Here is a 24,698-nt window from a genome sequence, read left to right on the forward strand (position 1 = left end):
AGGTGGCAAAGACGAAGGTGCCGAAGCCGGCGACCTTCAGCACGCTCAGCCCGGCGAGGAAGCCGAGCGATTCGGGCTTGAACAGCCCGTCGCCCACCATTCCCGGAGCGACATAGCCGGTGAAAAAGAGATCATAGAATTCGAATATGCCGCCGAGCGAGATCAGGACAATGATGGTCCAGACCGTGCGGGACGGCGGCAGGCGGTCGAGGCGGGCGGCGATTGTCGCCGCAGTCTGGTCCGGCATGCGATCCTCACTGACATGTTTTTTATCAGTAAGCCCGTCTCCTGAGACCTTGGCAAGTCGGGGGCCGGCCTCGCCCGTCTAATCCTTCATTTCCCGGCGATCCTGGTCGCGGACCAGCCAGTAGACGATTCCGAGCGACAGGAACGCGACCGAAAGTGCGAGGAGTTGCAACGCGTTCTCATGCGCGAGATCCATGATGATCAGCTTGCGGACGATCGCGAGCATCCCGATCAGGATGACCACCCGCACGCGCACCGGCCCCTCGTCGCGCTCGCTCGTCACGAGGATCGATCGCTTGAATTCCAGCGCGATGACGACGGTGAAGATCCCGCCGAACACCGACTGGAACACCGCCGCGTTGGTCGGATCGAAGGTTGTGGCCAGGATGTCGTGTGCGATGTTCACCACGAGATGCGCGAGTGCCGCCGTCACCACGATCGCCATCAGCAGCGTCACGGCCTGGACGACGACGAATTCGAAATATTGGTACGCCCTGCTGCCGAACCGGCGGTCCATCCCCTGGTCTCCCCGTGCCTGCCGCGGCAATGATAGCGGCTTCCGCCGTCCGTTGCATGCACGAAAGGGACACGGACCCGGGCCCCTTCAACCTTTGGCGCCTTGCCCGGCCATCCGCGCGGTGCCATCTGGAGTGCATGATGAACACCAATGATCCGGTCGGCTGGCATGGCACGACCATTCTCTGTGTGCGGCGCGACGAGCAGGTCGCCATGGCCGGCGACGGCCAGGTCTCCCTCGGCAACACCGTGGTGAAGGGCAACGCGCGCAAGGTGCGCCGAATCGGCAATGGCAATGTCGTGGCCGGGTTCGCCGGCGCCACCGCTGATGCCTTCACCCTGCTCGAACGGCTGGAGGCGAAGCTGGAGCGCTTCCCGAACCAGCTCGAGCGCGCCTGCGTCGAACTCGCCAAGGACTGGCGGACCGACCGCTATCTCCGCAGGCTCGAGGCGATGATGGCGGTGGCCGACCGCACCCATGCCTACACCCTCACCGGCAATGGCGACGTGCTGGAACCCGAGGACGGCATCATCGCCATCGGCTCCGGCGGCAACTACGCCCTTGCCGCGGCGCGCGCGCTGATCTCGGTGGACGGCATGACCGCCGAGGACATCGCCCGCCGGGCGATGAAGATCGCCGGCGACATCTGCGTCTACACCAACCATCACGTGACGGTGGAAATCCTGTGATCGACAGCCCGACCTACACGCCCCGCGAAATCGTCTCCGAGCTCGACCGCTTCATCGTCGGCCAGCAGGACGCGAAGCGCGCCGTCGCCATCGCGCTGCGCAACCGCTGGCGCCGCCAGCAGCTCCCCGAGGGGCTGCGCGAGGAGGTGGTGCCGAAGAACATCCTGATGATCGGGCCGACCGGCTGCGGCAAGACCGAGATCGCCCGCCGCCTCGCCAAGCTCGCCCAGGCGCCGTTCATCAAGGTCGAGGCGACGAAATTCACCGAGGTGGGCTATGTCGGCCGCGATGTGGAAAGCATCGTGCGCGACCTCGTCGAGGTGTCGATCACGATGCTGCGCGACATGAGCCGCAAGGGCGTGCAGGCCCGCGCCGAACTCGCCGCCGAGGATCGGCTGCTGACCGCGCTTGTGGGCGAGGGGGCCTCGTCGGAGACGCGCAACCGCTTCCGCCGGATGCTGCGCGACGGCGAGATGGAAGAAAAGGAAATCGACGTCGACGTGAGCGAGGCGCCGCCCAACGTGATCGGCCAGATGGACATGCCGGGCATGCCGCCGGGCGGCGCGATCAATCTCGGCGACATGATGAAGTCGATGTTCGGCCGCCAGCATGGCCGCAAGCGGATGACCGTCGCCGCCGCCCGCGCCGCGCTGGAGCGCGAGGAGGCCGACCGCCTGCTCGACAACGAGCAGCTGACCGCCGATGCCCGCCTGCACGCCGAGACGCACGGCATCGTCTTTCTCGACGAGATCGACAAGATCTGCGCGCGCACCGAAAGCGGCTTCCGCGGTGGCGACGTCTCGCGCGAGGGCGTGCAGCGCGACCTGCTGCCGCTGATCGAGGGCACGACGGTCTCGACCAAATACGGTCCGGTGAAGACCGATCACATTCTCTTCATCGCCTCGGGCGCGTTCCACGTCGCCAAGCCGTCGGACCTGCTGCCGGAACTGCAGGGGCGGCTGCCGATCCGCGTCGAGCTCGCCTCGCTCTCTCGCGAGGATTTCCGCCGCATCCTAACCGAGCCGGAGCATTCCCTGCTCAAGCAGTATGTCGCCCTGATGAAGACCGAGAATGTCGACCTGCACTTCACCGACGACGCGGTCGATGCCGTGGCGGCGCTGGCGGCCGACATCAACGACCGGGTCGAGAATATCGGCGCGCGTCGGTTGGCCACGGTGCTGGAGCGGCTGCTCGAGGAGATCAGCTTCGCCGCGACCGACCGCGCCGGCGAGACCGTGACGGTCGACGCCGCCCTGGTCAACGACAAGGTCGCCCCGCTCGCCGCGCGCGGCGATCTCGGCCGCTTCATCCTGTAACGGCGCTGGCCTCCGGCGACGCCAGGGGGATCAATCCCCCAGCGTGCGCCGCCGGGACTCGAACTCGGCAGCGTCGATCTCGCCGCGCGCGAAGCGCTCCTTCAGGATATCGAGCGCCGTCCGCTGCGGCGGATGCGTCGGCCCGTGGGTGAACGTGCCGGCGGAGCGCAGCAGCGCCACCGCCACCATGACGATCACGGCGAGAACGAGGATCATGAAGAAAGGTCCGAGAAACATCGTCGTCCACCCATCATCCCACCACATCATGCCCGGTCCGTAGCCGAACCCGCCAGGTCCCGCCCCGCCCTGCGCGAAGGCGAGGCCCGGCAGGGCGGCGAGCGCGGCCGGTGCCGCAATCCGTTTCAGCCTGTTCATGATCGAGCCTCCTTCATCCACGAGGTCACGGGAGAAGAATGCGACTGTCTGCCCTTCTCCGCATTGATCCATATGGATATGCCCCGGCGTTCCGCGTAGCGCTGGCTTGCGCCAGCCGGAACGGGACGGAGGATCAGCCGGCGCCGCGCGGGTCGACCGGCATGATCGGCGCATCGTCCCGCGCGATCGCGGCGCCGGCGGCGAGCAGCACATCCTCGCGGAAAGGGGCGGCGACGAGCTGCACGCCCAGCGGCGCACGGCCGGCGAACCCGGTCGCGACATTGAGGCCCGGCAGCCCGACCAGCGGCAGCGCGATCTGCGTCGCCTGCGCATCCCACACGCGGCGGAAGGAGTCCGGCCCGGCGAGGTCGAGCCCGTCGCGGAAGGGCAGCTCGCCGGAGGTCGGCATCATCAGCACGGGGAAGCGGGCGAGCAGCTGGCGCCAGGCGCGGGCGATGGTGGCGCGGCGCTTCAGCGCCTGCGCAACCACGTCGCCCGGCCAGGATTTCGCCAGCTCGCGGAAGGAGTCGATGACCGTCATCGCGCCGGGATCACCCTCCTGCGCGACGGTCGAGGCCAGCGCGTCGAAACCATCGCCGAGCCAGAGCTGGATCTGCACCTCGACCGCCTCGCGCATGTGCGGCAGGTCGTCGATCGTCTCGACCGCCCAGCCCGCCGTCTCGAGCGCCCGGCCCGCCGCGATCAGCGCCGCCTCGACCTCGGGGACCACCTTCATCCCGCCTGGGCGCAGGCAGAGTGCCGCCCGCCGCGGCAAATCCGGCCCGTCGAGCGGCGCCGGGCACCACCACGGGTCGCGTGGGCCCTCCGGGCTCGGGTCGGGTTGGGCCATCGCCGCGAGGGCGAGGCGCAGATCCGCCATGCTGCGCCCGATCGGGCCGGAGACGGCGGTAATCTGCGCGCCGATGCCGCGCTCGGGCCCCGAGGCGTTGAACGCCGCGACACGGCCGATGCTCGGCCGCAACCCGTGCAGGCCACAGGCATAGGCCGGGTAGCGGATCGAGCCGGCAATGTCGGTGCCGTGGGCGAAGGCGCCGATCCCGCTCGCAACCGCCGCCGCCGCCCCGCCGGACGAGCCGCCGGGCGTCAGCGCCGGATCGTGCGGATTTCGTGTGTCACCGTGCAACTGGTTGGTCGTGAACCAGCGCATCGAGAAGGCGGGGGTATTGGTGCGGCCGATGATGACCGCCCCCGCGCGTTCCAGGTTGTCGACCACCGGACTGTTGCTCTGGGCAACGAGATCCATCTGCAGGCGGATTCCGTTGGTGGTGGCGAATCCCTTCTGGTCGATATTCACCTTCACCGTGACGGGAACGCCGGCGAGCGGGCCCGGATCATCGCCGCGGGCGAGTGCCGCGTCGATCCGCCCGGCGGCGGCCAGCGCCCGTTCCGGGCGATGGTCGATCACGGCGTTGATCGCCGGGTTCACCTCGTCCAGCCGGGCGAGCGCGGCGGCGGCCGCCTCGCGCGCCGAAACCTCGCGTCGGCGGATGCGCGCGGCGAGGTCGGATGCGGTGAGTTGCCAGAGTTCGGTCATTATCGCTCCTGTCGTCTCCGCCGGTTCAGCCCGGCTCCAATCCGCACCATTGCGCGACGAACAGCGCGATCGCCTTCGTCACCCGCCGCACCGAGGCGAGGTCCACCGCCTCGTCGATCCCGTGAATCCCACGCGAGACCGGGCCGTAGCACAGCGCCGGAATCCGGTCGTAGAGCGCATGCACCCGCGCATCGAGATAGGCGCCGGTCATCATCGTGCCGAGCGGCGCGCCGGTCGCCGCCGCGTGGGCGTCGGCCAGCGCCGCCTCCGCCGCCGATCCCGGCTCCAGCACGTAGCCCTCGGCGAAGAAGCCGTTGAAGCTGACGCGCGGCGGGTTGGCTGCGAGCATCGGGTCCGTCGCGGCGAAGGCGGCGATCCGCGCCTCGATCTCGCGCGCGGCATCGCCCGCCCGCGTGCCCGGATAGAGCGAGATCCGGCAGGAAAGCCGGCATCGGCTCGGCACCGAGGAGGCCCAGTCCCCACCCACGATCCGGCCGAGATTGAGATTGATCGGGTGCGGCTCGGCGGCGAAATGCGGATGCCCGCCCTTGCGCGCGTTCCACTCCGCCTCTAGCCCGCGCAGATCGGCGATGATGCGATACGCGGCATCGATCGCGTTCGCGCCCTCCGCCATGGCGCGGACATGCGCCGGCGCGCCGCGCACCTCGATCTCGAACCAGAGCACGCCGACATTGGCGCGCACCAGCCGCTCGTCCTGCGGTTCGGGAATCAGCGCGGCATCGGCCCGATAGCCGCGCAGATGCGTCATCAGCGCGCCGTTGCCGGTCGATTCCTCCTCGACCACCGATTCGACATGCACGGTTCCGGCCGGCTGGAACCCGGCGCGGCGCAGCGCGTCGAGCGCGAAGATGTTGGCGGCGTGGCCGGCCTTCATGTCGGCCGCGCCCCGCCCGTGCATCCACCCCTCCGCGATCACCGGCTCGAAGGGCGGATGCCGCCACATCTCCGCCGGGCCCGTCGGCACGACGTCGACATGCGCCTGCAGGATCAGCGAGCGGCCGGTGTCGCGCCGCGGGCGATGGGTGCCGATCACGATCGGCGCGTCGGAATGTTCGGCCGAAATCCGGCCCGCACCCGCATGCCGCGCCAGCGCGTCGCGGTCCATGGTGAAGCGGTCCATCGCATAGAAGCGGTCTCGCAGCGCGCGATGGACGAAGTCCTGGATCGGCGCCTCGGCGCCGCGGGTGGAGGGAAAGCGCACCAGCGCCTGGGTGAAGGCGACCTGCTCGTCGAACCCGGCATCCACGGCGTCCATCAGCCTTGCCGCCAGATCCGGATCCAGTGTCATCGCCGCCCCCGTTTTTCTGGCGGCGATTTGAGAAGCCGGGGCGGCGGCTGTCAAGAAAGGGCGGGCAGGATCAGAACAGGCCGGCCCCGGACAGCCCGCCATAGACGCCAAGCCCCGCGGTGACCGCCGACATCGCGATGGCAAGCCCGGCATACCAGCCCCGCAGCCGCACCTGCGGCGGCAGCGCCTTGAGGCCGAGCATCACCAGGAAGCCGAGCACCAGCGGCAGCAGCAGCGCGTTCATCACCTCGACGGCGATGTTCAGGATCACGAGGTTCGGCACTACGCCGACCAGCACTGCGCCGAGGATCAGGCAGGCGGCATAGACGCCGTAGAACCACCTTGCGCGCAGCGGGTGATCCTCCAGCGAGCGGCGATACCCCGCCACCTCGCCAAGTCCCCAGGCCAGCGCGAGCGAGGCGACGATGGCCGCCACCAGCCCGGCGCCGAGCACGCCGGCGCCGAACACCAGCTTGCCCATCGCGACGCCGAGATAGGGGGTGAGGGCCGCGGTGATGTCGCCCACCGTGTCGAGGCTGGCATTGGGGTTGTGCCGGCCGATCGTCGCGGCGGTCGAGATCAGCACCGCCGCCATGACGAGCTGGGTGACCACCGCGCCGATCGCGGTATCCCACCGCGCATACTTGAAATCCGCCGGCGTCAGCCGCTTATCCGCCACCGCCGATTGCTGGTAGAAGATCATCCACGGCATGATCACGGCGCCGATATTGGCGGCGACGAGGTAGAGATAACCTGGATTGCCCAGCGCCGGCTGGAAGGTCTGCGCGGCGATCTGGTCGACATCCGGCCGCGAGACGAAGGCGATGACGAAGAACACCAGCTCGAACAGGCCCAAGGCGATCGCCACCCGCTCGACCCGGCGATAGGAGCCGGTGAACGCGACCACGAGCAGGAACACGACGGCGAGCGTCAGCGTCACCGCGCGGGGGATGCCATAAAGCTCGCCCACGCCGGCCACACCGGAGAATTCCGAGAGCAGCGCGCCGACGGTGGCAACCGCGAGGCCCCCGGCCGAAAGCCAGGCCCAGCCCTTGCCGAACGTGTCGCGGATCAGTTCGCCATGGCCCTTGCCGGTGAAGATGCCGAGCCGGACCGTGAGTTCCTGAACCACATAGAGAATGGGAATCAGGATGAACTGCAGCAGCAGCAGCCGATAGCCCCAAGCCACGCCGGATTGCGACGCCGTGATGATGCTGCCCACCTCGGTATCCGCGAGCATGACGACGATGCCAGGGCCGAGCACGGCGAGGAAGGGCAGGCGCGAACGACGGGAACGCGGTGACACGGCGGTTTGCGACAAGAGCGGTCTCCGGGTTAATTGAGAATGAGAATTATTCTCAACTGATGGTCATGGTGAATACAGGACCTCACAGGTCCTGTCAACGCGCCGACCGTTCCATGGCTCTGCGTCAACGCGCCGGTTGACTTCCGCTTGCCCGGAGAGGAAATCCGCGGCCATGATCCAGATCAAGCTGCACAACACGAAAACACGCCGGCGCGAGCCCTTCGCCCCCGCCGACCCCGCGCATGTGAAGCTCTATGTCTGCGGTCCCACGGTCTATGACCGCGCGCATCTCGGCAATGCGCGCACGGTGGTGGTGTTCGACACGCTGGTCCGCCTGCTGCGCCATCTGTTCCCGCGCGTCACCTATGTGCGGAACATCACCGACATCGATGACAAGATCAACGCCCGCGCCGCCGAAACCGGCGAGACGATCGGCGAGATCACCGCGCGGACGACAAGCTGGTTCCACGAGGACATGGCCGCCCTGTACTGCGCCCCGCCCGATATCGAGCCGCGCGCCACCGGGCATATCGGCGACATCATCGCCCTCATCGAGCGCCTGATCGCCCGCGGCCACGCCTATGCCGCCGAGGGCCATGTCCTGTTCGCCGTCGCGACCGATGCGCAATACGGCAAGTTCTCCGGCCGCTCGCCCGAGGAACTGCTGGCCGGCGCGCGGGTGGACGTCGCCACCTACAAGCGCGATCCGGGCGATTTCGTGCTCTGGAAACCCTCGCCGCCCGACCTGCCGGGCTGGGACAGCCCCTGGGGCCGCGGCCGGCCGGGCTGGCACATCGAATGCTCGGCGATGATCCACGCCACCCTCGGCGAGACGATCGACATCCATGGCGGCGGCGCCGACCTGATCTTCCCGCATCATGAGAACGAGATCGCCCAGTCCTGCTGCGCCTTTCCAGGCTCGGAGTTCGCCCGCGTCTGGGTGCATGCCGGCATGTTGCAGGTGAACGGGCAGAAAATGTCGAAATCCCTCGGCAATTTCCGCACTGTGCAGGACGTGCTGGGCGAGGCGCCGGGCGAGGCGGTGCGCTTCCTGCTGCTCAAGACGCATTATCGCGGCGTGCTTGACTTCTCCACCGCCGCGCTGGCCGAAGCGAAGCGGGAGCTCGACCGGTTCTACCGCGCACTGGAAAAGCATGCCGACCCCGCGCCCGCCGCCATACCGCCCGCCGCCTTCATCGAGGCCCTGGCGGATGACCTGAACACCCCCGGCGCGATTGCCGAACTCCACGCGCTGGCCGATGCGGCGATGCAGGGCGATGCCGCCAGCGCCGCCGGCCTGCGCGCCGCCGGCATGCTGATCGGCATTTTCAATCACACTGCCGACCAGTGGTTCCGCGGTGAGGCGACCGACGATGCGCGGATCGACGCGCTGATCGCCGAGCGTCTGGCCGCGCGGAGGAACAAGGATTTCGCCCGCGCCGACGCGATCCGCGCCGAACTCGCCGCCGCCGGCATCCTGCTCGAGGACGGTCCCGGCGGCACCACCTGGCGGCGCGCATGACCGGGCGCGACGAAGGCGCCGATCTCGCGCCGATCGACCCGTCCCCCGTCATCATCCTGGTCCGCCCGCAGCTTGCCGAGAATATCGGCTCGGTCGCGCGGGCAATGGGCAATGGCGGGCTGTTCCATCTCCGCCTCGTCGCTCCGCGCGATGGCTGGCCGCAGGACCGGGCGATGCGCACCGCCTCCGGCGCCTACCGCATCCTCGAAGCCGCGACGGTGCATGACACGGTGGCCGACGCGGTGGCCGACCTGCACCGCGTCTTCGCCACCTGTCCGCGCCCGCGCCACATCGTCAAGCCGCTGCTCACCGCCCGCGGTGCCGCCGCCGAACTGCGCGAGATCGGCGCTCGCGGCCTGAAATGCGGCATCCTGTTCGGCCCCGAGCGCGCCGGCCTCGACAATGACGACATCGCCTGCGCCGACAGCCTGATCCGCTACCCGCTCAACCCGCGCTTCATGTCCCTCAACCTCGCCCAGGCGGTGATGGTGATGGCCTATGAATGGTGGATCGCCGGCGAGGCCGCGCCGGTCCGCACGCTGCAGACCCACAAGACCCATGTCGCGACCAAGGGCGAGCTGGAAAACTTCCTCACCCACCTGATCGCCGAATGCGACGAGGCCGGGTTCCTGCGCAACGAGCAGAAACGGCCCGGCATGGTGCGCAACATCCGCCACTTCTTCCAGCGCGGCGAGGTGACGGAACAGGAATTGCGCACGCTGCATGGCATCGTCACCGAACTTGCGCGCGGCCGCCGTGGCGCGCGTTGAGTTGGCGTCCCGATTCTGTCATCATAAGGGCGCCATATCGAAGCGGCGATCAGCGGAGTGGACAGCGTGATGGACCAGGTCGAAAGCGCAGCGCCGAACGCGTTCCTGAGGGATGTGCGCGCCATCTCGGCGCGGATGCACGGCGCGCTGCTCGATGAGGAGTCGGAGGGCGCCGATCCCGCGCTCGTTCTCCTGCAAAGCGCGCTCACGGCCGAAATCCTCTGCGTCTGGCGCTACACCATGATGTCGGTCTCGCTCGCCGGGCTGAAACAGCCGCGCATCGGCGCCGAGTTCCAGGAACAGGCGAATGACGAGCGCCGCCACATGGTCGCCATCGCGCAGCGCATCCGCGAACTCGGCGGCACGCCGGATTTCTCCCCGCACGGGCTCGAAACCCGCTTCGGCGAATTCGGCACCAGGGCGGATCTCGCCGGCCTCGTCGAACAGAACCTCGCCGCCGAGCGCGAGGTGATCGGCCTCTACCGCCGGATGATCGACCATTTCGAGCCGCACGACCCGGTCACCGCGCTGATGCTCACCAACATCCTCGAAGAGGAAAGCGAGCACGCGACCGACATGCAGGACCTGCTTTCGATCGAGACCGGCGGCCACGGCTGAAACGCCTGCCGCGCCGTCGCCGAACCGCTACCCCAGCAGGCCGATCAGCCCGCGCAACAGCGCGGCCGGCGTCGGCGGGCAGCCCGGAATCGTGAGCGTGACCGGCAGGACCGACGCCGTGCCCCCGAGGCAGTGTGGGCTCGCCGCGAACACCCCGCCATCGCGCCCGCAATCGCCCACGGCAACGACGAATTTCGGCGCCGGCATCGCCTCGTAGGCCAGCCGCGTCGCGGCACTCATGTTCCGCGTCATCGGGCCGGTCACCAGCAGCACATCAGCATGGCGGGGCGAGGCGACCAGTTTCAGCCCGAACCGCTCCAGATCGTAGAGCACGTTGCCGAGGGCGATGATTTCGAGCTCGCAGCCATTGCACGATCCCGCATCCACCGCGCGGATCGCCAGCGACCGGCCGAGCCGCCGCAACGCCGCCCGGTCGAGTTCCGCGACCAGCGCGGCGGTTTCGGCGTCGCGCGGCGGGGCCGGTTCGGTCATCGTGCCGCGATGGAGGCTTTCGAAGAGGGTTCTGCGCATTACAGGTCGCACCCCGAATAGGCGGCGTTGAAGCTCTTGTTGCAGAGCGGGAAGTCGGCGACGATGTTGCCCTCGATCGCCGCTTCCAGCGCCGGCCAGAAAAACCACGACGGATCGCGCAGGAACGCATCCGCCACCACCGCGCCGCGCAGCCGCACCGCGGCGAAGGCATCGCCCCTGAACCCTTCCACCAGCGCGCAGCCGAACGCCTCGCCACCGTTCTCCGGCAGTGAGGCGCGAATGTCGCCCTCCGGCAGATCGCCGAGCAACGCGCCGATCAGCGCGACGCTGGCGCGGATCTCGGCGATCCGGATCCGCACCCGCGCATCGACATCGCCGGCCGCAAGCGCGGGCACGTCGGGCGCATGGCGGTCATAGGGCGGGTAGGGCGCATCGCGCCGGGCGTCGAAATCCTGCCCCGCGGCGCGGCCGACATAGCCGCCGCAGCCGAGGCGGTGGGCAAGGTCGGGGGCCAGTCTTCCGGCACCGACCACCCGGTCCTGCAACGAGGCGGTCTTGCCATAGAGTTCGACCAGTCGCTCGAACCGCCCGCGCCAGGACGGCAATTCGGCAAGCAGGGAAGCGGCGGAAGCCGGCGCCATATCGGCGGCAACCCCGCCGGGGACGATCCGGTCCATCATCAGCCGGTGGCCGAAGCAGGCCTCGGCTTGGCGCAGGATCGTCTCGCGCAGCGCGCCGGCATGGGCGTTGATCAGCGGGAACCCGGCATCGTTGCAAATCGCGCCGAAATCGCCGGCATGATTGGCGAGGCGTTCGAGCTCGGCCATCACCCCGCGCAGCACTGACGCCCGCTTCGGCACGACAACCCCGAGTGCCGCCTCGACCGCGCGGGCAAACGCCCACGCATAGGCCACGGTCGAATCGCCCGAAACCCGCCCGGCGAGACGCGACGCCGCATCCAGTGTCGCTCCCCGCATCAGCCCGAGCGTGCCCTTGTGCGTGTAGCCGAGCCGCGCCTCCAGCCGCACGATCGTCTCGCCGTTCACCGTGAAGCGGAAATGGCCCGGCTCGATCGTCCCGGCATGGATCGGCCCCACCGGTATCCGGTGCAGCCCCTCGCCCTCGGCGGGCAGGAAGGCGAAGTCCCGCTCATGGTCGAGCCAGGGGCGCGGATCGGGCAATCCCTCGGCGCGGAGCCCGCTCGCATCCTGCAAGGCCCGCTCCATCAGGATCGCCCCCGGATGATACCGCCCGATCGACGGATAGGAACCGTCCTCCGCGCGCAGGGCGATCACCGCGAGATCGCTCCCGTTGGGCCGCCGTGTCGCCAGATGAACGCGCGCCCCCGCATCATCCCGCGCCGCCCAGAGCGCGACCAGCACGCGCTCCCCCGAAGCGAGTGCCGCACCCGCCGCGTGCCATCCGGCGGCGTCGACCATCGGCGGCGCGTCAGCCGAGCAGGGCGGCGGCATGGGCGAACCAGTCATACAGAAATCCCGGCAGCGCGATGCCGACGGCAAGCACGAGGCCGAGATGCAGCAGCAGCGGGGTCGCCGCGGCGGAACTCGGCGCGTTGCCCGGGCTCGGCGCGCCGAAACACAGCCCGGTCATCCGCAGCAGCAGCGCGCCGAAGGCAAGCAGGATGCCGAGGCCGAGCAGCACCGCGAGCAGCGGGGCGCGGGCGAAGGTCGAGGTGATCAGCAGGAATTCCGAGGTGAAGATGCCGAAGGGCGGCAGGCCCGCGATCGCCGCGATGCCCGCCACGAGCGTCCAGCCGAGAAAGGGATGGCTCGCCGTCAGCCCGCTGATCTCGGCGATCTTCTGCGTCCCCTTGGCCTGCGCCACATGCCCGACCGCGAAAAAAATCGCCGACTTGGTCAGGCTGTGCATCGCCATCTGCAACAGCCCGGCGAGATTGCCGATCGGCCCGCCAATGCCGAAGGCGAAGGTGATGATGCCCATGTGCTCGATCGAGGAATAGGCGAACAGGCGTTTGATATCCCGCCGCCGGTAGAGCATGATCGCGGCGAAGAACAGCGTGGCGAGGCCGAAACCCTCCATCAGCGTCCCGGCGGCGATGCTGGCATGGCTCGCCGCGAGCAGGATCTTGAAGCGCAGCAGCGCATAGAGCGCCACATTCAGCAGCAGGCCGGACAGCACGGCCGAAATCGGCGTCGGCCCCTCGGCATGGGCGTCCGGCAGCCAGGCGTGCATCGGCACCAGCCCGGCCTTGGTGCCATAGCCGATCAGCAGGAACACGAATCCGACATCGAGCAGCGCCGGGTCCAGTGCGGCGGCATGGCGGAGCAGGCCGGTCCATTGCATCGCCTTCATCCCGCCGCCGAGCGCCGGCTGGGCTGCGAGATAGACCAGGATCGTGCCGAACAGCGCGAGCGCGATGCCGACGCTGCCGAGGATGAGATATTTCCACGACGCCTCGATCGCCGCCGGGGTGCGGTAGATCCCCACCATCATCACCGTCGACAGCGTGGCGAGTTCGACGCCGAACCACATCAGGCCGAGATTGTTGCTGACCAGCGCGAGATTCATGCCGAGCATCATCGCCTGGTACATCGCGTGGTAGAGCCGCAGGTGATGCGGCGCGAGGCGGCCGGTGCCGATCTCGTGGCCGATATAGCTCGCGCTGAACAGGCTGGTGGTGAACCCGACCAGCCCGTTCAGCAGCAGGAAGGCGATGTTCAGCCCATCCACGAGAAACAGCCCGTCCGGCGCCGGCCGGTGGAACAGCAGCACGGCGGCGGCGGCCACCGTCGCGCAACTCGCCAGCGCGTTCAGCCGCGCCGCCAGCCGCCACGACGGCACGAAGGCGAGCAGCAGCATGGCACCGGCCGGAATGGCGAGGGTGGCGATCACCGCGGCGAAGGCAGCGCCCGTCATCGCAGCTCTCCGCGGAACGCGTCCAGTGCGGCGCTGTCCACCGTGTCGAACCGCTCGCGGATGCGGAAGAGAAACACGCCGATCACGATGAAGGCGATCAGGATCGAGAAGGCGACGCTGATCTCCACCACCAGCGGCATGCCCTGCGCCCCCGCGGCGGCGAGGATCAGCCCGTTCTCCAGCATCATGAATCCCGCGATCTGGCTCACCGCGTTGCGCCGCGTCACCATCATCAGCATGCCGATCAGGATGACCGACAGCGCGAGAGCCAGATCCTCCCGCGCCAGCGCGTTGGCCTGGGCGGCGGTGCGCAGCATCACCAGCAGCGACAGCGCGACGAGCCCGATCCCGGCCAGCATCGTCAGGCTGATCCCGCCCACCGTCTCGACCTCGCGATGGATGTCGAGCCGCTCGATGATGCGGTGCAGCGCGAGCGGGATCGCCACCGCCTTGAACCCGATCGCGATCGCCGCGGTGATGTAGAGTTCCGGCGCCCGCTGCAGCCAGGCCTGCCAGCCGACCGCCACACCGAGCAGGGCGGCGTGCAGCGCCAGCACATTGACCAGCGCCGGCAGCCGGTCCTGATACAGCATCATCAGGCTGACCAGCACCAGCGCGCCGGCGAGCACATGGGCAAGGCCGAAGGCGGTTGCGCCGGGCGTAAAGGGGGCGAGCATCAGGGTCATAGCGAGGCCGACATGAACAACAGCAGCGTGCCGAGCAGGCCGAGCATCAGTGCTGCGCCGACGAAATTCGGAATCCGGAAGACCCGCATCTTGGCGATCGTCGTCTCGAACCCTGCCAGCGCCACCGCGCCGGCGCCGAGCTTGCCGGCATAGCTCAGAAGCCCGAGCGCGAGGGAAGCGGGCCCGGCCCCCGGCGGCGCGATGCCGAACGGCGCGAAGATGCAGGCGATCAGCGACATGTAGAGCAGCAGCCGCATCGCCCCGGCCAGCTCGATCAGTGCCAGGTGCCGGCCGGAATATTCCAGCACCATCGCCTCGTGCACCATGGTCAGTTCGAGATGCGTCGCCGGATTGGCGACCGGGAAGCGCCCGGTCTCGGTCAGCCCCACCATCACCAGCGCGACCAGGCCGAGCGCGAGCGACAGCCTGAGCCCCTCGGCGCCGGAATGCATGAAGGTGGCGATCGCCGAAAGCTGGCTGGTGCCGGCGACGAGCGCGACGGTGAAGACGATCATCAGCATCGCCGGCTCGGCGAGCGAGGCGAGCATCGCCTCCCGGCTCGCGCCGATGCCGCCGAAGGCGGTGCCGGAATCAAGCGCCGCCAGCATCTGGAAGAAGCGGGCGCTGCCGAGCAGGGCTGCGATCACGATCAGGTCGCCCGACCAGGAGAATTGCAGATTGGTCGCGAATTCCGGCACCAGCGCCGCGGCGACCCAGGTGGCGGCGAAGATCACGTAAGGGGAGACGCGGAACAGCCACGATGACGCCTCGGGCACCACCGCCTCCTTCGCCACCAGCCGGGCGAGATCGCGATAAACTTGCAGCAGCGGCGGCCCGGCGCGGCGCTGCAACCGCGCCTTGACCTTGCGCACGAAGCCGGTGAGCAGCGGCGCCGCCGCCAGCGCGATCGCCATTTCCAGCGCCTGCAGGGCAAGATGCACGATCAGGCCCATAACGCCACCGTCGCGAGCAGGATCAGCAGCGTCACGAACACCATCGCGAGATAGCGCCGTATGGTCAGGAACTGCAGCCGGTTGGCGCGGTCGGCGGCGCGGTTGACCAGTGCGGCGAGCGCCAGCGCGCCGCCATCCCACGCCGGATCGGTGATGCGGCTGGCGAAGCTCGCCGGCGCGGCCATCCCCGGCGGTGGCATCGCCACCTCGTCGCGGGCGCGGAACAGCGATGTGGCGAACACGCGGCGGATCGGCTGGCTGAATCCCGCGGGCGAATATTGCGTCCCCGCCGGCAGCGCCGCCCTGCCCTCGGTGAGAAAGCCGCATCCCCAGGGCACCGCCCGGCGCAGGGCGCGCGAGCCGAAGCGGTGCAGCCCCAGCGCCGCGAGGCCGCCGGTCAGCGCGATGAACAGCGCGATCAGCAGCGGATCGTAGGAGCTCTGCCGCGCCGGCACCGGCAGCAGGGTGAGCGCGCTCCAGCCCGGCCGCCCCGGCAGCGATATCCCGACCAGTTCCCTTGCCACCGGCGCAAGATGGCCGAGCACCAGCGCCGGCATCAGCCCGAACACGAGGCAGAGTGAAGCGAGCCCGATCATCGCGGCGCGCGAGATCCCGTCGGCCTCATGCGCGCTTGCAGCGGCCGCGCTGCGCGGCCGGCCGAGATAGGCCATGCCGTAGAGCCGGACGAGACAGGCGCTGGCAAAGGCCGCGGCCAGCGCCAGCAGCGCGCCCGCCGCCGGCACCGCGAGCTTGAGCCCGAATTGCGGCAGCGACGGGCTGAGCAGCACCGCCTGCAACAGCAGCCATTCCGAGGCGAACCCGTTCAGCGGCGGCAGCGCCGCGATCGCCATCGCCGCGACCAGCATCGGCACCGCGCTGATCTGCATCCGGTGGATCAGCCCGCCAAGTTCCGAAAGCCGCCGGGTGCCGGCGCCGTGCTGGATCGCGCCGGCGCCGAAGAACAACGTGCTTTTGAACAGCATGTGGTTGAAGGCGTGGAACAGCGCGGCGGTGAGCGCGAGGCTCGCGGCCAGCGCCAGGCCGTCGGCCCGGAAGGCGAGGGCGAGGCCGAGCCCGGCGAAGATCAGTCCGATATTCTCGATCGTGCTGTAGGCGAGCACGGTCTTCACATCGTCTTCCAGCAGCGCCTGCAGCACGCCGAGCACGGCGGAAACGGCGCCTGCCGCCAGCACCACGAGCCCCCACCACCAGGCGGCCGGGCCGGCGAGATCGAAGGCGATGCGGATGAAGGCGTAGACCGCCACCTTCGTCATCACCCCGCTCATCAGCGCCGAGACATGGCTCGGTGCGGCGGGATGCGCGCGCGGCAGCCAGACATGCAGCGGCATCAGCCCCGCCTTGGAGCCGGCGCCGAGCAGCGCCAGCAGCATCGCGACCGCCCCTGTCCATTGCGCCCGGTGCGCCGCCGCGATGGAGGCGAATCCGTATGCCCCGTGCGGTCCCGCGAGCAGGCCGAAGGCGAGCAGCAGCATCAGCGTGCCCGCGCTCGCCATCAACAGATAGACGAACCCCGCCAGCCTCGTCTCCGCCCGCGTATGGTCCGCCATCACCAGCGCCCAGGAGGCGAGCGACATCAGCTCCCAGAACAGCAGGAACCCGTAGGCGTCGGCGGCGATCACCACGAGGTTCATCGCCGCGAGGAACACCGGGTAGAAGGGCAGCACCCGCCAGGGCTCCGCCTCGTGTCGCCCGTAGCCGAGCGCATACAGGCTGGCGGCCGCACCGCCGAGATCGACCAGCACGAGGAACGCGGCCGACAGCGGATCGACGGCGAACCGCATGCCGATTCCCGGCAGGCCGAGCGGCAGGGTGATGCCCGGCGCCCCGCCGCCAAGCGATGCGAAGGCCACGCCAAGCGCGATCAGGGACACGGCGAGCGACCCGCCATAGACCACGATGCGCCCGGCATCGCGGCGGGAAAGTGCTGCGCCGGCCGCGCCGAGCGCGAGCCAGGCCAGGGCGCAGAGCAGCAGTGCCGCCGTCACGTCCCGCTCTTGAGGCGCACGCCGCGCCCGCCGCTGGCATCCGAAACATCGCCCGGCCGGATCACCACGATCCCCGCCCGGTCCAGCGCGTCCAGCAGCTTCATCAGCGAATCGACATTGCCGCGGATCACCCCCTCGCTCGCCTCCATCCGCTGGATGGTCGGCAGCGACAGGCCGGACAATTCCGCCAGATCCCGCTGGTCGATGCCGAGCAGGGCGCGCGCCGCCTTCAACTGGCCGGAAGAAATCATGTCTGAAACATCATCTCCTGCGTTTCAGGCATCATAAATAATCGACAGGCCATGCCGATTCGCATTTTGCTCGGAGCAGGAATGCGCCCGGCACGCAGCCGTGCGTGCCGGGCGGCGGGGTCAGGGCCGGGTCAGGAAACGATCCGGTCCGGGTCGCGCAGCACCACGTAGATCGCCGGGATCACCAGCACCGTCAGCAGGGTGGACGAGGCAAGGCCGAACAGCAGCGAGATCGCCAGGCCCTGGAAGATCGGGTCGAGCAGGATCGTCGATGCGCCGATCATCGCCGCGAGCGCGGTCAGCAGGATCGGCCGGAAGCGGATGGCGCCGGCCTCCAGCAGCACCTCGCGCAGCGTCAGCCCCGGCCGCGCGCCGTGGCGGATGAAGTCCACCAGCAGGATCGAGTTCCGCACGATGATGCCGGCCAGCGCGATGAAGCCGATCATCGAGGTGGCGGTGAACTGCGCGTGCAGCAGCCAGTGCCCGGGCATGATGCCGATCAGCGTCAGCGGCACCGGGGTGAGCACCAGCAGCGGCACCTTGAAGCTGCGGAACTGCGCGACCACCAGCACGTAGATGCCGAGCAGCGCGACGAGGAACGCCGCCCCCATGTCGCGGAACGTGACATAGGTGATCTCCCACTCGCCGTCCCAGAGCAGGGTCGGGTGCGCCTCGCTCGCCGGCTGGCCGCGGAAGCTGATTGTCGGTTTCGGCAGCTTGCCCCAGTCATGCTGGTTGATCAGCTTGTCCACCGCGAACATCGCATAGATCGGCGCCTCGAACTTCCCGTCCAGCTCGGCGGTGACCATGTCGGCGAAATGCCCGTCGCGCCGGTAGAGCACGCGCGATCCCTCCGTGCGCGTCACGTGCACCACCTGCCCGAGTTCGACGACCGACTTGTCCGCCGGCACCGCATTGGCCGGCACCGGCGTGTCCGCCAGTTGCTGGCTCCAGTCGAGCGCGTGGTTGGGCAGGCCGATCGCGATCTCGATCGGCAGCCGGTTCTCGCCGCGATAGGAATAGCCGACCTTCATGCCGCCGAAGAGGTCCTGGATCGTGTCATAGACATCGGCCTGCCGCACGCCGAAATATTCCAGCCGGTCCTGGTCGATCGCGATATGCAGCTGCTTCTGCCGATGCCCCCAGGAATCGTCGATATCGACGATATAGGGCACCTTCCTGAACAGCTTCTTCACCTCCCGCGCCACGGCAAGGCGCGTCGCCTCGTTCGGGCCGTAGATCTCGGCGAGCAGGGTGGCGAGCACCGGAGGACCCGGCGGCGCCTCGACCACTTTCAGCACCGCCCCATGCGGCAGGGGCAGACGTTTCAGCAGGCGCCGGCGCAGCTCGCCCGCGATCTGGTGGCTCTGCTGCGAGCGGTCGCCCTTCGGCGTCAGCATCACATGCAGGTCGCCCTGCCAGGGCTGGTCGCGCAGGTAGTAATGCCGCACCAGCCCGTTGAAGTCGAAGGGCTGCGGCGTGCCGGCATACACCTGCAGGGCCCGCACCTCGGGCATCGTCTCGGCGATCCGCGCCGCGGCGAACAGCGTCTGCTCGGTCTGCTGCACGGTGCTGCCGGCGGGCAGGTCGAGCAGCACGTTCAGGCTCGACTTGTTGTCGAACGGCAGCAGCTTCACCGTCACCGCCTCGGTGTAAAACATCGCGCAGGCGGCGATCGTGGCGATGCCGACCAGGGCGAGAAACAACCCGGCCCGGCGCCGCGTGCGCAGGATCGGTGCGGCAACGGCGCGGTAGAGCCGCCCGAGCCGGTCCGGATGCGCCGCCGCAGCACCCGCCTCATGGGCGAGGGCAGGGGTCGTCAGTTCGAGGAACTCGATTTCTCCCGCCCTGTCTTCCTCGGCGAACCGGTCCCGCCCGGCCAGCTTGTACATCAGCCACGGGGCGATGATCATCGCGACGAAGAACGAGAACGCCATCGCCGCCGAGGCGTTCACCGGGATCGGCGCCATGTATGGCCCCATCAGCCCGGAGACGAACAGCATCGGCAGCAGCGCGGCGATCACCGTCAGCGTCGCGACGACGGTCGGGTTGCCCACCTCCGCGACCGCCTCGATCGCCGCCCGCCGGCGCGAGCGCGTGCCCGGCATCGCCCAGTGCCTTGCGATGTTCTCCACCACCACGATCGCATCGTCCACCAGGATGCCGATGGCGAAGATCAGCGCAAACAGGCTCACCCGGTTGATCGAGTAGCCCATCAGTTCCGAGGCGAACACGGTGGCGAGAATGGTCGTCGGAATCACCACCAGCGTCACCACCGCCTCGCGCCAGCCCACCGCGAAGGCGATCAGCACGACGATCGAAATCGTCGCCAGCCCGAGATGGAACAGCAGCTCGTTCGCCTTCTCGTTGGCGGTGCGCCCGTAATCCCGCGTCACCTGCACCGAGATGTCGGAGGGGATGAGCGACCCCTCGAGGCTCTTCACCCGCTTCAGCGCGTCATCGGCCACCACCACGGCGTTGCTGCCCGCGCGCTTGGCCAGCGCCACCGTCACGGCGGGCGCCGTGTGCCAGGCCTTGCCCTCATGGGTGATGGCGAAGACATGGCTCTGCAGCGGCGCCGGCCCGACGACGACATGCGCGACATCCCGCAGATAGACCGGCCGCCCTTCCCGCGTGGTGATCAGCAGCAGGCCGATATCCGGCACGCCGAACAGCGTCTGCCCCGCCGCCACGTCGCGCAGCTCGCCATGGTCGAACACGCGCCCGGCGATGAAGCTGCGGTTGGCATCGGCCACCCGCGAAGCGAGCTGCTGCAGCGTCACGCCGTAGAGCATCAGCTTGTCGGGTTCGGGTTCGACGCGGATCTGCATCGGGTCCGACCCGGCGATGTAGCTGAGCCCGACATTCGGCACCTTGATCAGCTGATCCTGCAGCTTGGTCGCGATCTGCGACAGCGCGCCCTGGGTCCAGTGCGTCGCCGCCCCCGGTTTCGGCGCGAGGGTGAGGGTGAGGATCGCGACATCGTCGATCCCGCGCCCGACCACCAGCGGCGGCGGAATGCCGATCGGGATGCGGTTCATGTTGGCGCGGATCTTGTCGTTCACCCGCACCACGGCGGCGTCCTCGTTGGTCCCCACCCTGAAGCGGGCGGTGACCAGAACCTGGTCGTCGCGGGTCTCGCTGTAGATATGCTTGACGCCCGGAATCGCCTTCAGGATCGTCTCGAGCGGCTTGGTCACGAGTTCCGCGGCATCCGCCGCCTTGAGCCCGTTCGCCTGCACCATCACGTCCACCATCGGGACATGGATCTGCGGGTCCTCGTCGCGCGGAATGGTGGTGATGGCGACCAGCCCGGCCGCCAGCGCCGCGAGCAGGAACAGCGGCGTCAGCGGCGAGCGGATGAAGGCGCGGGCGAGCCGCCCGGAAATGCCGAGCCTCACGGCCGCACCAGCACGTCACCCGGCACCAGGCCGGCGAGGATCTGCAACCCGTCCGGCATCGCGCGGGTCGGCAGCGGCAGCCCCCGCTGCACCGGCGCGTCGATCACGCTGCCATCCTTCTGCCGCAGCCTCACGTAATCCTGGCCGAAGCGGGTGAAGACGAAGCCTGACGGCACCACGATCGTCCGCCGCTCGCCGGCCGGGACGAAAACGCGCACGCGCTCGCCCACGAAGTAGCTGCCGATCCCCTTCACCTCGGCATCGGCGCGCACCTCGCCGGCGACGATCTGCGGATAGACCAGGGTGATGCGGCCGAACCGCGCGCCGGTAAGGCCGAATTCGCCGCCATCCAGCCGCACCATGTCGCCGGCCTTCAGATGCAGCGCGTGCCGCTCGGGGATCCGCAGGCGGAGAATGAAGTTCTGCTCGGCGACCGTGGCGATCGTGTCCCCCGGCAGCACCACCGTGCCGTCGGTCACCGGCACGGTCAGCACCCGCCCGGCGATCGGCGCCAGCACCGCGCCCTCGTCCTGCTGCTGGGCGGCCACGGCGCGCTGCGCGATCCGCGCGCGGAGCGTGCTGGCGGCAACGTCCACCGCCGTCCGCGCCTGGTCGAGCTGCTGGCGCGATACCGCGCCGCTATGCGCCAGCGCCTCGGTGCGCCGCAGATCGGTCTGCGCCTGGACGAGGCTGGCCCGCAGCCCCGTGATCTCGGCATCCAGCGCCTTGATCTGCAATTCGAGCTTCTGGTCATGCACGGTGGCGATGACCTGGCCCGCCGTCACGCTGTCGCCGTCATGCACCGAAAGCGCGGTGACGGTGCCGCCGATCCGCGTGCGCGCCGGCACCACGTTGCGGCTTTCGACGGTGGCGAACACGGCCTTCTGGTCCGGCACCATGCGGGCGGCGACGGTAAAGGTCGAGACGGGTGTTGTGGCGCCCGCCGCCATCCCCGACAGGAGCAGGAGCGGCAGCAGCAGCGAGAGGAGGAATGGCTTGCGGGGCATGCTGTCGTTCCTTGTCGGGGACGGTGCGGCGGGCGGGAGGTCAGCGGCGGTCGACCACCTGGCCGGTGGCGGAATCGAGCGAGACATACGGCATCCCCGCCGCCTTCCACGCCATCATGCCGCCGGCGAGATGAGCGTTCACCGCGATGCCGGCCTCGCGGCACTTCGCCGCCGCCATCGCCGAGCGCTTGCCCGAGCCGCACTGGAAGACGATCGGCTTGCCCGGGTCCTGCGGCAGCATCGCCGGATCGAAGGTGGAGAGCGGAAACAGCATCGCGCCGTGAATGCGCTCCACCGCGAATTCCTGCGGCTCGCGCACATCGACCAGCAGGATGCGGCCGGCGCGCAGGTCGTCATGCACGGTGGCGGGGTCGAGGTCGCGCAGCTTGGAAGGTGTCGTCATGTCGAAATCTCCGTTGTCGATGAAGGATCGGGCACCGCGCAGGTGACGCCCTCCGGGCTACAATAGATTCCGGCAAGGGCCGAAATCACCGTGCGGGCCGGCGCGCTGGCGATCGAATACCGGATGCTCTGCCCTTCGCGCCGGGCGGTCACCAGCCCGTCCTTGCGCAGCAGCGCGAGGTGCTGGGAGACCGCGCTGTCGCGGATCTGCAGGAACGCGACCAGCTCGCCCACCGACCGCTCGCCGTCGAGCAGCTGGCAGAGGATGAGCAGGCGGTGCCGGTTGGCCAGCGACTTCAGCAGATCGCTGGCCTCGTCGGCCGCCAGGTTCATCGCGTCGATATCCAGTTTCATACTTGCGTATATACGAATATATGCATATATTGTCAAACGTGGCGGCGCCGGATCGACCGGCCGCACCGCGCTTTCGCAGTTTTCTCCCGGCTGCCGGCGCGGGCGTTGATCCAGGTCAAGCCGGCGTCGCCGCAAACCAATTAACATCCCTCCGGGCGCGGCGGAGCGCCGCCTTCGCCGGAGCGCTCGGAAAGGCAGGAAAGCATGGCAGAGATTGTGGTCCTTGGGGCGGGGCTTGGCGGCACGCTCGCCGCGTTCGAAACCGCGGGACAGATCCGGCCGGAAGACAGGATCACGCTGATCGGCGAGCGGAACACGTTCCAGTTCACCCCGTCCAACCCCTGGGTCGCCGTCGGCTGGCGCGAGCGCGCCGACATCGAGGTCTCGCTCGACAAGGTGACGCGCCGCAAGAACATCACCTTCCGCACCGAGGGTGCCGCCCGCGTGCATCCGGCCGAAAACCGCGTCGAGCTCAATGGCGGCGAGAGCATTCCCTACGATTATCTCATCATCGCCACCGGCCCCGAACTCGCCTTCGACGAGATTCCCGGCTGCGGCCCCGGGCAGAACACCGTCTCGATCTGCCAGACCGACCATGCCGCCGCCGCTTTCGAGGTGTTCGAGCGCTTCTGCGCCAATCCGGGGCCGGTCGTCGTCGGCGCGGTGCAGGGCGCGTCCTGCTTCGGCCCGGCCTACGAATTCGCCTTCATCCTCGATCGCGAACTGCGCAAGCGCCGCCTGCGCAGCAAGGTGCCGATGACCTTCGTCACCTCCGAACCCTATATCGGCCATCTCGGGCTCGATGGCGTGGGCGACACCAAGTCGCTGATGGAGAGCGAGTTGCGCCACCGCCACATCAAATGGATCACCAACGCGAAGATTGCCGCGGTGGATGCCGAAAAGGTGGTGGCCGAGGAAGTCGGCGCGGACGGCCAGACGATCGCAACCCACGAGCTGCCCAGCCGCTTCACCATGTTCCTGCCCGCCTTCCGCGGCGTGCCGGCGCTGCGCGGCATCGAGGGGCTGGTCAATCCGCGCGGCTTCGTGCTGATCGATGAGCACCAGCGCAACCCGGCCTATCCGAACGTCTTCAGCGTCGGCGTCTGCGTCGCGATCCCGCCGGTGGGCAAGACGCCGGTGCCGGTCGGTGTGCCGAAGACAGGTTTCATGATCGAATCGATGGTCACCGCCACCGCCCACAATATCGGCGCGCTGCTGCGCGGCGAGGCGCCGCACGCGCGGGCGACGTGGAACGCCGTCTGCCTTGCCGATTTCGGCGATGGCGGCGTGGCCTTCGTCGCCCAGCCGCAGATCCCGCCGCGCGACGTCAACTGGGCCTCGACCGGCGCCTGGGTGCATCTCGCGAAAGTCGCCTTCGAGAAGTATTTCCTCCGCAAGATCCGCGCCGGCGAGAGCGAGCCCTTCTACGAGCGCTTCCTGATGAAGCAGCTCAACATCACGAAGATTCACCACAACGACCGCAAGCCGGCGAAAGGCGCGGGCCATGGCTGACGCAACCCATCTCGTCTGTCCGCATTGCGGCGCGGTGAACCGCATCCCGCCGGCGCGCCCGGCGCAGGCCGCGCAATGCGGCGCCTGCCACCGCAAGCTGTTCGACGGCCATCCCGTCGAGGTCGACCAGGCCGGCTTCGAGCGCCACGCCGAGCGGGACGGGATTCCCCTCCTGCTCGATGTCTGGGCGCCCTGGTGCGGACCGTGCCGGATGATGGCGCCGCAATTCGAGCAGGCGGCCACCATCCTCGAACCGGAGGTCCGGCTGCTCAAGCTCAATGCCGACGAGGCGCCGGAGATCTCCGCCCGCCTCGGCGTGCGCGGCATCCCGGCGCTGTTCCTGCTCAGGGGCGGTCGGGTCATCGGCCAGAGCGCCGGGGCCATGAGCGCTCAGGCGATCGTCGATTTCGCGCGCCGCCACCTCGCGGCGGCGGCGTGATGTTCAGAGCATCATCCGATCAGATGGCGTCATCTGATCGGATAAGGATGCTCAGGTTATCAATATGATGGAGC

23 protein-coding genes and 1 pseudogene are annotated in these 24,698 nt (G+C 68.9%); 7 read left to right on the top strand and 17 right to left on the bottom strand.

The window, feature by feature from the left end; genetic code table 11:
* Both APM_RS02530 and APM_RS02535 read right to left on the bottom strand, forming a co-directional pair.
* Window positions 1-247: pseudogene (locus APM_RS02530) on the bottom strand (MFS transporter); the annotation flags it as partial.
* Between the two features lie 78 nt (window positions 248-325).
* Window positions 326-763: a phosphate-starvation-inducible PsiE family protein gene (locus APM_RS02535; RefSeq protein WP_007421789.1), complete on the bottom strand. Its 438-nt coding sequence runs from the start codon at window positions 761-763 to the stop codon at window positions 326-328.
* 137 nt (window positions 764-900) lie between these two features.
* On the opposite strand from APM_RS02535, the gene hslV reads away from it, so the two are divergent.
* Both hslV and hslU read left to right on the top strand, forming a co-directional pair.
* Window positions 901-1,452 (top strand): ATP-dependent protease subunit HslV, encoded by a 552-nt coding sequence (hslV, locus tag APM_RS02540; protein WP_007421790.1) that lies wholly within the window; start codon window positions 901-903, stop codon window positions 1,450-1,452.
* Window positions 1,449-2,768: an ATP-dependent protease ATPase subunit HslU gene (hslU, locus tag APM_RS02545; protein WP_007421791.1), complete on the top strand. Its 1,320-nt coding sequence runs from the start codon at window positions 1,449-1,451 to the stop codon at window positions 2,766-2,768. Before hslV ends, hslU begins: the two co-directional genes overlap by 4 nt.
* Before the next feature lie 30 nt (window positions 2,769-2,798).
* On the opposite strand, the gene APM_RS02550 is transcribed toward hslU, so the two are convergent.
* The 4 genes from APM_RS02550 to APM_RS02565 form a co-directional block, all read right to left on the bottom strand.
* Window positions 2,799-3,143, bottom strand: a complete 345-nt coding sequence (locus tag APM_RS02550) for an SHOCT domain-containing protein (protein ID WP_007421792.1) — start codon at window positions 3,141-3,143, stop codon at window positions 2,799-2,801.
* Window positions 3,144-3,276: 133 nt separating this feature from the next.
* Complete coding sequence (locus APM_RS02555) at window positions 3,277-4,698, bottom strand: amidase family protein (protein ID WP_007421793.1); 1,422 nt, start codon at window positions 4,696-4,698, stop codon at window positions 3,277-3,279.
* 25 nt (window positions 4,699-4,723) lie between these two features.
* Window positions 4,724-6,007: an ArgE/DapE family deacylase gene (locus tag APM_RS02560; RefSeq protein ID WP_007421794.1), complete on the bottom strand. Its 1,284-nt coding sequence runs from the start codon at window positions 6,005-6,007 to the stop codon at window positions 4,724-4,726.
* Between the two features lie 70 nt (window positions 6,008-6,077).
* Window positions 6,078-7,313: an NRAMP family divalent metal transporter gene (locus tag APM_RS02565; RefSeq protein ID WP_241763094.1), complete on the bottom strand. Its 1,236-nt coding sequence runs from the start codon at window positions 7,311-7,313 to the stop codon at window positions 6,078-6,080.
* A 172-nt stretch (window positions 7,314-7,485) separates the two neighbouring features.
* On the opposite strand from APM_RS02565, the gene cysS reads away from it, so the two are divergent.
* The 3 genes from cysS (at window position 7,486) to APM_RS02580 (ending at window position 10,223) form a co-directional block, all read left to right on the top strand.
* Window positions 7,486-8,835 carry a cysteine--tRNA ligase gene (cysS, locus tag APM_RS02570; protein ID WP_007421796.1) on the top strand — a complete coding sequence of 450 codons (1,350 nt, stop codon included), beginning with the start codon at window positions 7,486-7,488 and terminating at the stop codon, window positions 8,833-8,835.
* The gene (locus APM_RS02575) at window positions 8,832-9,605 is read left to right on the top strand and encodes an RNA methyltransferase (protein WP_007421797.1); all 774 of its coding nucleotides are present in this window, start codon (window positions 8,832-8,834) and stop codon (window positions 9,603-9,605) included. Before cysS ends, APM_RS02575 begins: the two co-directional genes overlap by 4 nt.
* Window positions 9,606-9,674: 69 nt before the next feature.
* Window positions 9,675-10,223, top strand: coding sequence for a bacterioferritin (locus APM_RS02580; protein ID WP_011942215.1), 549 nt, complete (start codon window positions 9,675-9,677; stop codon window positions 10,221-10,223).
* Window positions 10,224-10,250: 27 nt separating this feature from the next.
* On the opposite strand, the gene APM_RS02585 is transcribed toward APM_RS02580, so the two are convergent.
* The 11 genes from APM_RS02585 to APM_RS02635 all read right to left on the bottom strand — a co-directional run bounded on the left by APM_RS02585 (window position 10,251) and on the right by APM_RS02635 (window position 22,652).
* Window positions 10,251-10,754, bottom strand: a complete 504-nt coding sequence (locus tag APM_RS02585; RefSeq protein WP_007421799.1) for an NADH-quinone oxidoreductase subunit B family protein — start codon at window positions 10,752-10,754, stop codon at window positions 10,251-10,253.
* Window positions 10,754-12,202, bottom strand: coding sequence for an NADH-quinone oxidoreductase subunit C (locus tag APM_RS02590; RefSeq protein ID WP_083818653.1), 1,449 nt, complete (start codon window positions 12,200-12,202; stop codon window positions 10,754-10,756). The genes APM_RS02585 and APM_RS02590 overlap by 1 nt, the downstream gene beginning before the upstream one ends.
* A complete protein-coding gene (locus APM_RS02595; protein WP_007421801.1) occupies window positions 12,165-13,613 on the bottom strand; it encodes a hydrogenase 4 subunit F in 1,449 nt (482 codons plus the stop codon). The genes APM_RS02590 and APM_RS02595 overlap by 38 nt, the downstream gene beginning before the upstream one ends.
* Window positions 13,610-14,299, bottom strand: coding sequence for a hydrogenase-4 component E (locus tag APM_RS02600; protein ID WP_011942212.1), 690 nt, complete (start codon window positions 14,297-14,299; stop codon window positions 13,610-13,612). The genes APM_RS02595 and APM_RS02600 overlap by 4 nt, the downstream gene beginning before the upstream one ends.
* Window positions 14,296-15,252: a respiratory chain complex I subunit 1 family protein gene (locus APM_RS02605; protein ID WP_007421803.1), complete on the bottom strand. Its 957-nt coding sequence runs from the start codon at window positions 15,250-15,252 to the stop codon at window positions 14,296-14,298. The genes APM_RS02600 and APM_RS02605 overlap by 4 nt, the downstream gene beginning before the upstream one ends.
* Window positions 15,243-17,258: a hydrogenase 4 subunit B gene (gene hyfB, locus APM_RS02610; RefSeq protein WP_007421804.1), complete on the bottom strand. Its 2,016-nt coding sequence runs from the start codon at window positions 17,256-17,258 to the stop codon at window positions 15,243-15,245. Before hyfB ends, APM_RS02605 begins: the two co-directional genes overlap by 10 nt.
* On the bottom strand, window positions 17,255-17,509 hold the full coding sequence (locus APM_RS02615; RefSeq protein ID WP_007421805.1) for a helix-turn-helix domain-containing protein: 255 nt from the start codon (window positions 17,507-17,509) through the stop codon (window positions 17,255-17,257). Before APM_RS02615 ends, hyfB begins: the two co-directional genes overlap by 4 nt.
* Window positions 17,510-17,640: 131 nt before the next feature.
* On the bottom strand, window positions 17,641-20,910 hold the full coding sequence (locus tag APM_RS02620) for an efflux RND transporter permease subunit (protein ID WP_007421806.1): 3,270 nt from the start codon (window positions 20,908-20,910) through the stop codon (window positions 17,641-17,643).
* Window positions 20,907-21,917: an efflux RND transporter periplasmic adaptor subunit gene (locus APM_RS02625; protein ID WP_007421807.1), complete on the bottom strand. Its 1,011-nt coding sequence runs from the start codon at window positions 21,915-21,917 to the stop codon at window positions 20,907-20,909. Before APM_RS02625 ends, APM_RS02620 begins: the two co-directional genes overlap by 4 nt.
* A gap of 40 nt (window positions 21,918-21,957) precedes the next feature.
* Window positions 21,958-22,320 carry a rhodanese-like domain-containing protein gene (locus APM_RS02630; protein ID WP_007421808.1) on the bottom strand — a complete coding sequence of 121 codons (363 nt, stop codon included), beginning with the start codon at window positions 22,318-22,320 and terminating at the stop codon, window positions 21,958-21,960.
* Complete coding sequence (locus APM_RS02635; RefSeq protein ID WP_231295394.1) at window positions 22,317-22,652, bottom strand: helix-turn-helix transcriptional regulator; 336 nt, start codon at window positions 22,650-22,652, stop codon at window positions 22,317-22,319. The genes APM_RS02630 and APM_RS02635 overlap by 4 nt, the downstream gene beginning before the upstream one ends.
* A 225-nt stretch (window positions 22,653-22,877) precedes the next feature.
* Between APM_RS02635 and APM_RS02640 the strand changes: the two genes are divergently transcribed.
* Window positions 22,878-24,185, top strand: coding sequence for an NAD(P)/FAD-dependent oxidoreductase (locus tag APM_RS02640; RefSeq protein ID WP_007421809.1), 1,308 nt, complete (start codon window positions 22,878-22,880; stop codon window positions 24,183-24,185).
* Window positions 24,178-24,624 (top strand): co-chaperone YbbN, encoded by a 447-nt coding sequence (locus APM_RS02645; RefSeq protein ID WP_007421811.1) that lies wholly within the window; start codon window positions 24,178-24,180, stop codon window positions 24,622-24,624. The genes APM_RS02640 and APM_RS02645 overlap by 8 nt, the downstream gene beginning before the upstream one ends.
* The last annotated feature ends 74 nt before the right edge of the window (window positions 24,625-24,698 follow it).

The organism is Acidiphilium sp. PM, assembly GCF_000219295.1.
GTDB lineage: Bacteria > Pseudomonadota > Alphaproteobacteria > Acetobacterales > Acetobacteraceae > Acidiphilium > Acidiphilium multivorum.